The 13073-nt window shown below is 62.6% G+C and carries 8 protein-coding genes; 1 reads left to right on the top strand and 7 read right to left on the bottom strand.

Annotated elements, in window-relative coordinates:
• Positions 1-76: 76 nt before the first annotated feature.
• From AC07YV_RS26705 to AC07YV_RS26675, 7 genes are all read right to left on the bottom strand, one after another.
• Positions 77-1720 (bottom strand): fatty acid--CoA ligase, encoded by a 1644-nt coding sequence (locus AC07YV_RS26705; RefSeq protein WP_102702192.1) that lies wholly within the window; start codon positions 1718-1720, stop codon positions 77-79.
• A 23-nt stretch (positions 1721-1743) separates the two neighbouring features.
• Positions 1744-3522, bottom strand: a complete 1779-nt coding sequence (locus AC07YV_RS26700; RefSeq protein ID WP_102702191.1) for an acyl-CoA dehydrogenase C-terminal domain-containing protein — start codon at positions 3520-3522, stop codon at positions 1744-1746.
• A gap of 6 nt (positions 3523-3528) precedes the next feature.
• Entirely contained in the window at positions 3529-6048 is a 2520-nt protein-coding gene (locus tag AC07YV_RS26695; RefSeq protein ID WP_102702190.1) for an efflux RND transporter permease subunit, read from the bottom strand.
• A gap of 16 nt (positions 6049-6064) precedes the next feature.
• The gene (locus tag AC07YV_RS26690) at positions 6065-7156 is read right to left on the bottom strand and encodes a WD40/YVTN/BNR-like repeat-containing protein (protein WP_102702189.1); all 1092 of its coding nucleotides are present in this window, start codon (positions 7154-7156) and stop codon (positions 6065-6067) included.
• A gap of 203 nt (positions 7157-7359) precedes the next feature.
• A complete protein-coding gene (locus AC07YV_RS26685; protein WP_102702188.1) occupies positions 7360-8718 on the bottom strand; it encodes a DUF1329 domain-containing protein in 1359 nt (452 codons plus the stop codon).
• Positions 8719-8759: 41 nt separating this feature from the next.
• Entirely contained in the window at positions 8760-10763 is a 2004-nt protein-coding gene (locus tag AC07YV_RS26680) for a DUF1302 domain-containing protein (RefSeq protein ID WP_102702187.1), read from the bottom strand.
• Positions 10764-10886: 123 nt separating this feature from the next.
• Complete coding sequence (locus AC07YV_RS26675) at positions 10887-11453, bottom strand: RBBP9/YdeN family alpha/beta hydrolase (protein ID WP_102702186.1); 567 nt, start codon at positions 11451-11453, stop codon at positions 10887-10889.
• A 354-nt stretch (positions 11454-11807) separates the two neighbouring features.
• On the opposite strand from AC07YV_RS26675, the gene AC07YV_RS26670 reads away from it, so the two are divergent.
• Complete coding sequence (locus AC07YV_RS26670; protein ID WP_102702185.1) at positions 11808-12842, top strand: AraC family transcriptional regulator; 1035 nt, start codon at positions 11808-11810, stop codon at positions 12840-12842.
• Positions 12843-13073 lie beyond the last annotated feature (231 nt).

Raw genomic sequence — 13073 nt, 5'->3', positions numbered from 1 at the left:
TTCCTGGTTAAACGCAGCGCTCTCCAGTCCATCGCGAGCAAGCTCGCTCCCACAACAACAGTGTCAGGTTTATCCCTCAGTTCGCTTCCGTTTCCCGGATCAGCTTCTTGTTGATCTTGCCAACACTGGTCTTGGGGATTTCGGCGACGAACTTGAACTGCTTGGGGATCGCCCATTTGTTGATGCGGCCGCCGTCGACGAAGGCCTGCAGGTGCGTCTCGAGGATCTTGCGGTCGAGGTATTGCCCCGGCTCGCACACCACCATGGCCATGGGCCGTTCGCCCCACTGCTCATCGACGATGCCCACCACCGCGACGGACATGACGCCCGGGTGTTCGCTGATCAGGCTTTCCAGTTCCAGGGAGCTGATCCACTCGCCGCCGGTCTTGATCACGTCCTTGATCCGGTCCTTGATTTCCACGCCGCCCTGTTGGTCGATCGAGGCCATGTCGCCGGTGTGCAGCCAGCCGTTGTGCCACAGCTCCGCGCCTTTGTCCGGGGCCTTCAGATAGCCCTGGGTCAGCCACGGCGCGCGCACCACAATCTCGCCCAGGGACTCGCCGTCATGGGCCACGTCGTTGCCCTCGGCGTCGATGATCTTCAGGTCGACCAGCGGCACCGGCGTTCCGGTCTTGATGCGGATCGGCAGCTGGGCTTCGGCGGATTGCTGAAGGTCCTCGTCGCGCAGGTAGGTCAGGCACAGCAACGGGCAGGTTTCCGACATGCCGTAGCCGGCGTGCACCACCATGCCTTTGGCGCTGGCTTCACTGGCGATGCCAAGCGTCAGGGCACTGCCGCCGAGGAGCATTTTCCAGCCGTCGAAACGGGTCGCCTTGCCTTCCTCGCAGTTGAGGATCATCTGCAGGATGGTCGGCACGCAGTGGGAGAAGGTCACCTTCTCTTCGCGGTACAGCTTGACCAGGCTATTGGGTTCGTAGCGGCCGGGGTAGACCTGCTTGATGCCCATCAGGGTCGCGACATACGGCACGCCCCACGCATGTACGTGGAACATCGGCGTGATCGGCATGTACACGTCGTCGGAACGCAGCAGCGGCTGGCCCTGATAGACGCCCAGGGTGCCGACGGCATTCAGGGTGTGCAGCACCAGTTGCCGATGGCTGAAGTACACGCCTTTCGGGTCGCCGGTGGTGCCGGTGGTGTAGAACAGCGTGGCCACCGAGTTCTCGTCGAAATCCGGGAAGTCGTACTGGTCCGGGGCCAGGGACAACAACTGCTCGTACTCACCGAGCACCGGCAGCGAGGTCGCGGTCGCCTCGTCATCGGTGAGCTGCAGGTAGCCTTTTACGGTTTCCAGCCGCCCGTGAATCTGTTCGACCAGGGGCAGGAAGTCGTCATGCACCAGCACCAGGTCATCCTCGGCGTGGTTCATGGTGAACAGCACCTGCTCCGGCGACAGGCGAATGTTCACCGTGTGCAGCACCGCGCCGATCATCGGCACGGCGAAGAAGCATTCCAGGTAGCGGTGGCTGTCCCAGTCAAGCAGCGCCACGGTGTCACCGGCCTTGACCCCGGCCGCCGTCAGCGCATTGGCCAGGCGCCGAATGCGCTGGTTCAGCGTCTGGTAGCTGTAGCGCAGTTTGTCGGCGTAGACGATTTCCCGGCCCGGCTCGTAACGCACGCCGGACAGCAGCAATTGCTTGATCAGCAAGGGATAGGCATAAGCGCCGTCGGCAGGCGGAATTATTTTTGTTTTCAGCATGGTTGGAGTTCCTTGTCCTTCGATCAGAACTGATCGGCTTTCAGCTCGTAGAGGCAGTCACTACCGGCCTTGACCGATGCGCTCAACGAGTGGATACGCGGCAGCAACCGGGCGAAGTAGAAACGCGCGGTGGCCAGTTTGCTGGTGTAGAAGTCGTCTTCGGCATCCCCGCTGATGACGGCCTTGGCCATGCGCGCCCACATGTAGGCGTAGGCGGTGTAGCCAAACACGTGCAGGTACTCGACCGAGGCCGCGCCGATTTCATTCGGGTTGCCCTGGGCCCGGTCCAGCAGCCACGCGGTCAGCTCGTCGAGGGTGTCCACGGCGGCGTTCAACGGCTTGGTGAACTCGTCGAGGTCCGCAGCGGCGTTAGCGGTAAAGTTGCGGATTTCCGAGGCGAACAAGCGGTAGAGCGCCCCGCCGCTGCCGACGATCTTGCGCCCGGCCAGGTCCAGGGACTGGATGCCGTTGGTGCCTTCGTAGATCTGCGTGATGCGCACGTCGCGCACCAGTTGCTCCTGGCCCCACTCACGGATGTAGCCGTGGCCGCCGAAGACCATCTGACCGTGCAAGGTGGTTTCCAGCCCCATGTCGGTGAGGAATGCCTTGGCCACCGGGGTCAGCAGCGCCACCAGTTCCTGCGCGCGATTGCGCGTGACTTCGTCTTCGCTGTACCTGGCCGTGTCCAGTTGCAACGCGACGTAGCTGGAGAACGCACGGCCGCCTTCGTTCAAGGCTTTCATGGTCAACAGCATGCGGCGCACGTCCGGATGCACGATGATCGGGTCGGCGGCCTTGTCCTTGTTCTGCGCACCGGTCGGCGCACGGCTTTGCAGACGGTCGCGGGCGTAGGCGACGGCGTTCTGGTAGGAACGCTCGCCCTGGGCCAGGCCCTGGATGCCCACACCCAGACGCTCGTAGTTCATCATGGTGAACATCGCCGCCAGGCCTTTGTTCGGCGCGTCGACGATCCAGCCGGTGGCGCCATCGAAGTTCATCACGCAAGTAGCGGAGGCCTTGATGCCCATCTTGTGCTCGATGGAGCCACACGACAGCGCATTGTTTTCACCCAGCGAACCGTCGGCGTTGACCAGCACCTTGGGCACCAGGAACAGCGAGATGCCCTTCGGCCCCGCCGGTGCATCCGGCAGGCGCGCCAGTACCAGATGGATGATGTTCTCGGTCAGGTCGTGGTCGCCGCCGGTGATGAAGATCTTGCTGCCGCTGACCTTGTAACTGCCATCGGCCTGGGGTTCGGCCTTGGTGCGAATCAGGCCCAGGTCGGTGCCGGCATGGGCTTCGGTCAGGCACATCGAACCGGTCCAGGTGCCGGCGTACATGTTTGGCAGATAGCGTTGCTTGAGCTCTTCGCTGGCGTGGGCCTTGATCGACAGGCAGGCACCGGCGGTCAGCATCGGGTACAGGCCGAACGACAGGCTGGCCGAGTTGACCATCTCTTCGACCTGCGCCGAAATCGCCTTGGGCATGCCCATGCCGCCGTACTGCGGATCACCGCCGACACCGACCCAGCCGCCCTCGGCGAAGGCTTGATAGGCCCCGGCAAAACCCTCTGGCGCGGTGACCGAACCATTGCTCCAGGTACAGCCCTGTTCGTCGGTGGCGCGGTTCAAGGGTGCGATGACTTCGCCAGTGATCTTGCCGGCCTCTTCGAGGATGGCAGCGGCGGTTTCTTCATCGATCACGTCGGCCAGGCCGGGCAAACTGGCCCAGAGCCGGGACACCTGGAAAACCTCGTTGAGTACGAAGCGCATGTCGCGCAGGGGAGCTTTGTATTCAGACATCTTGGCTTACTCGGAAGTGGTCAGGGCATGGGGCATGCCCGGACGTTCAGTGGATTCAGTGTTCTCGGCAGCGCTAGCGGAGCCCGGCTGAGGGGCCCGTTCGCGCAGCAGGAAATACGACAGGGCCGGAATCAGGATCAGCGCACCGAGCATGTTCCACAGGAACATGAAGGTCAGCAGGATGCCCATGTCGGCCTGGAACTTGATCGGCGACCAGACCCAGCACACCACGCCGGCGGCGAGGGTGATGCCCACCAGCCCGACCACCCGGCCGGTGAAGGACACGGCGTTGCGGTAGGCCTGGGACAACGGCAGGCCCTGGCGCTGGAAGTGCAGTTGCACGCTGAGCAGGTACAGGGCGTAGTCCACGCCGATGCCGACGCCGAGGGCGATCACCGGCAGGGTCGCGACTTTCACGCCGATGCCCATGGCCACCATCAGGGCCTCACAGAGGATCGAGGTCAGCACCAGGGGCAACAGCGCCACCAGCGTGGCCCGCCAGCTGCGGAAGGTGATCAGGCAGAACAGCGTCACCGCCGCGTACACGTACAGCAGCATGGTGTGATTGGCTTCGCGCACCACGATGTTGGTCGCCGCTTCGATACCGGCGCTGCCGGCGGCGAGCAGGAACTGGCGATCGTCGCTGCTGTTTTCTTTGGCGAACTTGTCGGCAATCGCCACCACGGCATCGAGGGTTTCGGCCTTGTGATCCTTGAGGAAAGCGATCACCGGCATCAGCGAGCACTCGGTGTTGAACAGCTCCGGGGAGTTGACCGAGGCTTGCTGCGCGGCGTAGTTGAGCACGTCCTGGTTGCGCTGGATGCTGTTGAGCTTGGGGTTGCCTTCGTAGGTGCCGGCGGTGATCTGCCGTACCGCGTTGACCAAGGACGCCGTGGCCTGCACGCCCGGATACTGTTGCAGCTCCCAGGCCAGACGGTCGGCGAGCACCAGGGTCTTGTAGTTCAGGCAGCCTTCCGGCGCGGTCTTGATCATCACCGCGAACAGGTCGCTGGACAGCGCGTAGTGCTGGGTGATGTAGGCGTTGTCGCGGTTGTAGCGCGAGTCGGCGCGCAACTCCGGCGCACCGCTTTCCAGGTCGCCGATCTTCAGGTTGAGGCTGACCACGTAGCCGCCAATGCCCATCAATACCGCGACCAGCACGGCGCCTGTGGCCCACTTGGCGGTGGTGAAACGGTCGAGCGCGTCCCACAACCGGCCGAAGCCTTTGTGCTTTTCGGCGCGGGTGTCGATTTTCAACGCGCGCTCGGCGGCCTTGGCGCCAACTCCGACATAGGACAGCGCCACCGGCATCAGCAACAGCGAGGTGAAGATCAGCACCGCGACACCGATGCTGGCGGTGATCGCCAGGTCCTGGATCACCGGGATGTCGATCAGCATCAGCACCGCAAATCCCACGGCATCAGCCAGCAATGCGGTGACGCCGGCGATGAACAGACGGCGGAAGGTGTAGCGCGCGGCGATCAGCTTGTGGGTGCCACGGGCGATGTCCTGCATGATGCCGTTCATCTTCTGCGCGGCGTGGGACACGCCGATGGCGAAGATCAAAAACGGCACCAGCACCGAGTACGGATCGATGGCGTAACCGAGCCAGGCGACGATGCCCAGTTGCCAGACCACCGCGACCAGCGAGCAGCCGACCACCAGCAAGGTGCTGCGCACGCAACGGGTGTAGGCGTAGATGATGGCCAGTGAAGTGACGACCGCCAGACCGAAGAACATCATCACCTGGATCAGGCCGTCGATCAGGTCGCCCATGAGCTTGGCGAAGCCGATCACCCGCACCTTGTAATGGCCGGAGCCTTCCACCCCGGATTTGCGCGCAGCGCTGTCGCCGGCGTATTCGATCTTGTCGCGCAACTGCTCTTCGAGCATTTGCGAGAACGCGTGGTAGTTGATGCGCTGGCCACCGGCGGCGGCTTTGTCCAGCAGCGGCACGACCAGCATGGTCGACTTGAAGTCGCTGGCCACCAGGCTGCCGACAATGCCGGCGCGGGAAATGTTCTGGCGCAGCTGTTCGATCTGTTCAGGCTGCCCTGAATAGGTGTCGGGCATGACCGGGCCACCCTGGAAACCGTCCTCGGTGACTTCGGTCCAGCGCACTGCCGGACTCCACAGCGACTTCATCCAGGCGCGGTCGACGCCTTCGGTGAGGAACAACTGGTCGTTGACCTGCTTGAGTACGTCGAGGTATTCGGGATCGAAAATATCGCCCTGGGTGCTCTCCACCACCACCCGCACCGAGTTGCCCAACCCGCGCAGCGAAGCGCGGTTTTCCAGGAAGTTCTGGATGTACGGCTGGCTCTGCGGAATCATTTTTTCGAAGCTGGGACGCAGCTCCAGGCGCGTCGCCGCCATGTAGCCGAGCACCACGGTGGCCAGGGCCATCAGCAGCATGAACAGCGGACGGAAGTTGAACACCAGGCGTTCCAGGCGGTTGCCGGAGCGGTGGTCGAAATCACGCACATCGCGGATCACCGGCATGGCGTCTTGTTTGATGTTGCCCATGTCTGGGTTCTCGCTCTTAGGGTTCGAGGGCTGGATCGGCGGACAGCGTCCGGGCACCACGGCTTCCCGCCAGCACCAGGGCGCCGTCGGTGGACTGGGCAGCGCCGGCGACCGGCGTCGGTGCCGGTTGCCGCACCAGATGCATCTGCGCGCCCGTCCCCTGGCTGACCAGCATCTGCCCGCCCTGGGTGAACAAGCGATAATTGCCACGGGCATCGATCAGGCCCGCGGTGATGCTGACGCGCAGGCCGCTATCCAGCGCAGTCCAGCTCTGGCCGCCATCGGTGCTGCGCAGCACGTTGCCGCGCAGGCCGTAGACCAGCACTTCGCCGGGCTTGCCGAGCACGCCGAAGAAGCTGCCCTGATACGGCGTCGGCACGGCATTGAAGCGTTGGGCGCTGTCGTCCCACTTGAGCAACAGGCCTTGCTCGCCGGCGATGTACAACGCGTCGCCGGTGGAGGCGATGGCGTTGAGGTGGAAACCCTGCGGGTTGTCGGTGCGGTCCTGGTATGGCGTCCAGGTCTGGCCGCCGTCGTCGGTGCGCAGGATCAGGTTGAACACGCCGACCACATAGCCGGTTTTTTCGTTGGCGAACCAGACGTCGAGCAGCGGTTTGTCCGCGCCCTGATCGACTAGTCGTTGGCCTTCCATAGCCAACTGGGGCCATTGCTCGTTGCCCGGCTCGGCCTTGGCCAGCGCCGTGTAATGCTTGATCAGCAATTCGCCGATCTGGCGACCGTCGAGTTGCTTCTTCCAGGTCGCGCCGGCGTCGCTGCTGTGCAGCACTACACCGTCGTTACCGACCGCCCAGCCTTGGGCTGGCGTTGAAAAATTCACGGCGGTGAGATCGGCGCTGACCGGCACGGCGGCCTGCTGCCAATGCTGACCGGCGTCATCGGAAAACAGAATATGGCCACGCTGGCCGACGGTAATCACACGCCCGCCGGCGCGGGTCATGCCGGACAACGGGCTGTTGATCGCCAAGGCACTGGCCCTGGCGGGCAGGTCCAGTACATCGACGTATTCGGCTGCCTGGGCGATGCCCTGCGACAGGCCGAGCACAACACCGAACGCCAAACGCACAATATTATTTTTATACGAACACATGCTGCGTCCTCTTCGGAAAACCGCGTCGAGGCACACTTGCGTGTGCCTGACGGTAAAACCTCACGCCGTGCCGGTCATGTGGGAGCGAGCCTGCTCGCGATGGTCGTGAACGATGACGCGTGCTTTCTGGATGCCCGCGTCGCCCTCTGGTCCATCGTCGGAACGCCGCCCGGAGCAAGCTCGCTCCCACAGTGGATCGTGGCTTAGCGAATACCGGCGCCTGCCAGGGATTCCGAAGACCACTGGGCCTTGGAGAGCGGCTCGATGTACTTGATGCCGCCGTAAGGACCGACCACTCCGTTGATGTTGTACGAACCACCCACCAGGTCGTAGATCATGAAGGGCGTCGAGTCAGGAACCTGCTTGTCATAGCTCTGGCTCAGGAAGGCGAAGGAACCACGATAGAGCTGACCACGGGCGTCATATTGATCCGAGGCCAGAGCGGTCCAGCTGTCTTCGTCGAGGTAGAAGCGGCGCTTGGCGTAGATGTGACGGGCACCGGCCTTGAGGTTGCCTTCGACCACCCACACGCGGTGTTTTTCCCAGCGCACGAAGTCAGGCGACAGGTGATTGGCGGTGGTCAGCGACTTCGGATCCTGGACGTAGGTCAGCTTGTAGGTGTTGTAAGGCACGATCATTTCCTGCTTGCCCACCAGCTTCCAGTCGTAGCGGTCCAGCGCACCGTTGAACACGAACACGTCATCGTAGGTGCCTGCACCGGCGGTACCCGGGTTAGGCGTGTCGTACGCCAGGCTCGGCGCCAGTTTCACCCGACGCTGACCCGGCAAGTACTGCCAGGCACGACGCGGCTGTTGCAACGGGTTGGCGGCGTCCTTGAGCATGATCGCCTCGCCGGCCCGGCGCGCAGGGCCGGTGTACGCCAGTTTCATCTGGTAGTACACGTCGGCGCTGCTGATCGGCTGCGAGAGGTTTTCATAGATCGGGTAGGAGATGTTCGCCTGCCCTGTGGTCGCCAGGCTCGGCACACCGGCGGAGTCGACGTTCCAGGAGTCGTACTTGGAGCTGATGCTGACGCCCTGGTAGCGCAACAGGAAGTTCCACATCGCTTCGTTGCCCGACTGCGGAATCGGGAACGGAATGCCCGGCAACACGTTGTCGATGGCCAGGCCACCTTCGAGGGACTTGGCGCCGCTGGCGTTCTTCACGCCGTTGTCCAGAATCGCTTGAGGCAGCGAAACGGTGCGGTGCGTCGGGAACACGTCGACACGGAACGTCGGGAAACGCTTGGCCAGTTCTACCGTGGTTGCCGTGAGCATGCCCTTGTATTGATCGACGTTCTTGCCGTCGATCACCACCAGCGGTTTTTCACTGGCAAACGGATCCGGGCGCATGCTGTCGCCGGCTTTGAAGCTGGCCGGCGCGGTGGTCAGGCCACCGTTGTAGGCGGGAATGGAGCCATCGGCGTTCCCGGCTTTTTCGGCGCCCACCAGCGTCAGGCTGGTGCCCAGTTTGGCAGCTTCCTGGGCTGAAACAGCGGCCTGTGCCTGGGCGGCGAAGACCATGGCCAGCGAAGCGGCCAACACGGTTTGTACAAATTTCATCTTGTTATTCTCCTGCTTGCATTGAGCAAATCAGTGGTGAATCAGAATGTTGTTTTCATCGTCAGGTACAGGGCGCCACGGTCCTCGGTCGTGGCACCACCGCCGGAGAAGGACGAGTAGCCGCCGGCGTAGCAGGCGTAGTTTTCGTTGCCGCTGAAGGCGTTCGGGGTGGAGCCGTCGCCGCCGTTCGGGCCGGTGCTCACGCCGCTGACGTTGCACTTGTCGGTCTGGCCAAAGGAGTCCACGTACTTCAGGTCGACAAAGTATTTGTTGTAGACAATGGCGCCCACGCCCACGGCATAGTTGCCGGTGTCCTTGGCCCCGCCACCGGAGACCGGCGACACACCGTCGAGACCAACGTTGACGGACATCGGTGCGTTGAGATCGACACCGGGAAACACCTGGTACCATGTCGGTGTGAAGTTGACTGCCAGGCCCCAGTTGTCACGGGTCGGCGCGTCGATGCCGCGATAGCTGTCCTTGCCTTTGTAGAGTGCTTCGTTCTTGCTATCGAGCTTGAGCAGGTTGCTGTAGTACAGCTCGGCCAGCACGGTGGCCTGATCGAACACCGCGGTTTTCGGCAGGGTCATCAGACCGTTGAGCGTCCAGTGCAAGGTGTCGCCTGTGGCGCTCATGCTGTCGCCACGGCTCGGGGTGTCGTAGACCACACCGGTGGCGTCCGTACGTGCAGGCAGCAGACCCAGACCTTGACCCAGGCCCAGCGGGCTGCGGGTACTGACGATCGCCGGGATACTGGCCAGCGGCATGTTGTGGCGGACGTTCAGGTCCGAACCGACGCTGATCCCGCCGACATCCTTGGACAGGCTCAGGCCAAGGATCTTGATGTTGTCGGCATAGGCCAGTTGATAGGTGGCGGTGTCCAGCGAATTGAGGGTGTTGATCACCGCAGGCACTTGCCCCGCCGGACGGGTGCCGTTCGGGTTGGCCGAGGTAATGCCCCTGGCGTCCAGATAGGCTTGCGGCAGGATTTCCGAGGTTTCGCGGTAGTAAACGCCGAGGGTGCCATCCAGCCACGCCGGCGACCACTTGGCCATGACGCCCCAGTCGCCGCTGTCATGCGGTGTCAGGTCCTTGCCGCGACGCACATTGGTCAAGGCGTTGCACGGCGCCAGGCCACAACCCAGCGGGCTGCCCGGTACCACGGCGTTGGTGTTGCCCAACAGGAACGATTGCGCGCCGAAGCCGACCAGGTCGGAACCACCGTAATAGGTGCCCGCTTCCGGCAGGCGCGCGGCATCCCAATTGAGGAAATACTGGGCACCCACGGTCAGCTCGGGATTGACGGTGAACGTCATCGACAGCTGGTTACGCGGAACGAACAGTTCCTTGGCTTCGGTACCCGGCGACGCGGCGAGCTTGGCCAGGTCGAGGCCGGACTGGCCATAGCTGACCGAGTGCACCGGGTTGAGAATGGTCTCGCCCCAGAACACGTTGTGCTGGCCGGCCTTGGCGCTGAACATCGACTCCTCGCCCACTTCGGTGCTGTAGAACACGAAGGCATCGAGGATTTCGCCCGAAGGACCGCTGTAGTAGCGCTGGGCATAGTTGCTCAGGTGCGGGCTGCCGTTGCCGACGTTGTCATGGGTGACCCCGGCCAGGCGCGGGTCGTTGGCAATCAGGCCCGAACGCGCATCGTTGCCGTTGACGAACGGGTTGGAATTGGAGCCGGTGTTGTCATAGGCCTTGTCGTACCAGCTGGCGGCGCTGACGCGAAAACCCATGGCGTTCTTGTACACCACGTCCATTTCGGTCAACAGGTCGATACGGTTGGTGATGTTGGTGCCGGCCTTGCGGAAGTTGTAGTCGCCGTCGTTGTTGTTCGGCGTTCCCAACATGCGTTTGTCGGCGCTTTCGGTGCGCACGCCGTAGTTGTACTTGATGGTGTTATCCACCCGTACGTTCCAGTCCGGATTCCCCGTCTCGATTTCGGCCCCATGGGCCACCGGTACGGTTGCCGCGAGAATGGCCGAGGCCAGCAAGGTGTAGCGTGGAGCGGTGAAGCCGTGACTCTTGTTGTTGTGCATTGCGTTGTCTCCGCCTTTTTGTATTTGTTTTTAGCGCAGCCGCCCTCACGCAAACCTCTTCGTGTTTGCGTTTAAGGAATGAGGGCAAATGCCGGTGGCGTACTGCCAGTCCAGCTCCTTGTACTAGCGGTCCAGCTCCAGGATGAGTGCTTCGGCTTGCGGCCAGTGGCCAAATCCTGCGGCCGGATTGAGGTGACCGACATCGCCCAGATTGAGCAATTCGGCGCCCCAGCCTTCTGCCATGCGGGTGACCGCAGGCAGCGTGGCAAGGTGATCGTTGGTGCTGCCGGCCACGATGCTGCGAAATGGCAGCGGGCCTTGTGGCAGTGGATTCCAGCCCTGGCTGCGCAGGGTTTCGGAGGATGGATAGTTTGCCGGCCAGACCGCATCGAGGTCCGGTGGTGCGGCCAGCAAAGCGCCCTTGATCGGACGGCTGTAGTGCGCAGCCCAGTGCGCGACCATCAGTACGCCGGCACTGTGGGCCACCAGAATCACCGGCCCGTCGATCTGTTCGAGTTCGTGCTGGATGGCCCGCACGCGAGCCATGCAATCGAGCTTGTCGGTCTCCAGCGGCGGGACGCTACGCACGTTGCTCAGCCTGGCTTGCAGCAACGTTTGCCAATGTTCGGTCACGTGCTCGCGCAGACCTGGAACGATCAGAACGGTGGCGGCAGTTTGCAGTTTGTCCACGGTCAACACCTTCGCTTTCTCGATAACTCGACTGGCTGTTTTCGCCAGGGGCTTTTTGTAGGGTCGACATTAAATTGAGCCCACCCGAAGCGCTTTACATTGGACGTCAGGCACTTTTCTTTTGATGACAAATTGTCGGACACTCAGACGCGTGACCGCCGGTCTAAAAACCCCGCAGGTTGGCGCAGGGTCACTGTAATCAACGGATGAGCGCCGATGGCTCCATGCAGCGTAGAAGATGGGTGAGCGCACAGCATGAAAACCATCAACGACATGACAACTGTTCAACTGTTGATACGCTGGATATAGTCGCCACGCTCACGCCAATCACCACCGGCACAGGGAAGCCCTCGCATGACCAAGCTTGTTCGCGCCGCCGTCTTGACCAACTACCTTGAGGTCACCCAGTACCTGGGTTTCAACCCGCGCGACGTGCTGGCCGCTGTCGGCCTGAGCAGGGCCCAACTGCAAGCCCCTGAACACCGCATCCAGATCGATGCCGCCGTACGCCTGCTGGAAGACTCCGCCGCCGCCAGCGGTTGCCAGACCTTCGGCCTGAGCATGGCCGAGTCGCGCCAGCTCTCGGACTTCGGCGTGGTCAGCCTGCTGCTCAGCCACCAGCGCACCCTGCGCGATGCCTTGCAGGTCGTGGTGGATTACCGACACCTGATGAACGACTCGCTGGCCATTTTCATCGAAGAGGCCGGCAAGATGGTGATCATTCGCGAAGAGGTGGTCACCGAAACGCCCATGCCCAGCCGCCAGGCCACGGAGCTGGCCATCGGTGTGATGTTCAGGCTGTGCTCGGCCCTGCTGGGCTCACACTGGCATCCCTACAGCGTCAACTTCATGCACCAGGCACCGGACAACCTGCACCTGCACCGCCGGCTGTTTGGCTGCAAACTGGAGTTCGGCAGCGAGTTCAACGGCATCGTCTGCCCCGACATCAGCCTCGACATGACCAACCCCAACGCCGACCCGGCCATGGCCCGCTACGCCCAGAGCTACCTCGACTCGCTGCAGGGCCACGAAGGCACCTCGATGCTGTTCGAAGTACGAAAGGCGATCTACCTGCTGCTGCCCATGGGGCGCGCCACCATCGAACAGGTCGCCCAGAGCCAGGGCATGAACGTACGCACCCTGCAACGCCGCCTCAAGGACGACGGCTGCGCCTTCAACGACGTGATCAACGACGTGCGCCGAGACCTGGTGCTGCGTTACCTGGACAACCCGAACTACTCGTTGAGTCGGATTGCCGACATGCTTGGGTATTCGATGGCGAGTTCGTTTACGCGGTGGTTTATCAGCCAGTTCGGGATGCCGCCGGCTTCATGGCGTGCGCAAAAACAATCCACGGCAAAACCTGTCGCCGGCCCGAAAGAATCCTGAGTCGAGCACACACATGTAGGAGCCGGCTTGCCGGCGATGGACTCCCGTGCGCCGCGTTCATCCAGTTCACCCGCGTTATCGTTAACGACCATCGCTGGCAAGCCAGCTCCCACAAAGGCCCCTGCCCACGCTGAAACTACTGTAGGAGCCAGCCTGCTGGCGATGGACTCAAGTGCGCCGCGTTCATCCAGTTCACCCGCGTAATCGTTAACGACCATCGCTGGCAGGCCA

Source organism: Pseudomonas sp. GW456-E7 (genome assembly GCF_059424105.1).
Note: the sequence above shows the minus strand (reverse complement) of the source record. Positions and strands in the feature narration are given on the sequence as shown.

What these genes read in the sequence shown, in the direction of transcription:
- AC07YV_RS26705 (WP_102702192.1), bottom strand. Translation starts at nt 1,720, where the DNA reads ATGCTGAAAACAAAAATAATTCCGCCTGCCGACGGCGCTTATGCCTAT.
- AC07YV_RS26700 (WP_102702191.1), bottom strand. Translation starts at nt 3,522, where the DNA reads ATGTCTGAATACAAAGCTCCCCTGCGCGACATGCGCTTCGTACTCAAC.
- AC07YV_RS26695 (WP_102702190.1), bottom strand. Translation starts at nt 6,048, where the DNA reads ATGGGCAACATCAAACAAGACGCCATGCCGGTGATCCGCGATGTGCGT.
- AC07YV_RS26690 (WP_102702189.1), bottom strand. Translation starts at nt 7,156, where the DNA reads ATGTGTTCGTATAAAAATAATATTGTGCGTTTGGCGTTCGGTGTTGTG.
- AC07YV_RS26685 (WP_102702188.1), bottom strand. Translation starts at nt 8,718, where the DNA reads ATGAAATTTGTACAAACCGTGTTGGCCGCTTCGCTGGCCATGGTCTTC.
- AC07YV_RS26680 (WP_102702187.1), bottom strand. Translation starts at nt 10,763, where the DNA reads ATGCACAACAACAAGAGTCACGGCTTCACCGCTCCACGCTACACCTTG.
- AC07YV_RS26670 (WP_102702185.1), top strand. Translation starts at nt 11,808, where the DNA reads ATGACCAAGCTTGTTCGCGCCGCCGTCTTGACCAACTACCTTGAGGTC.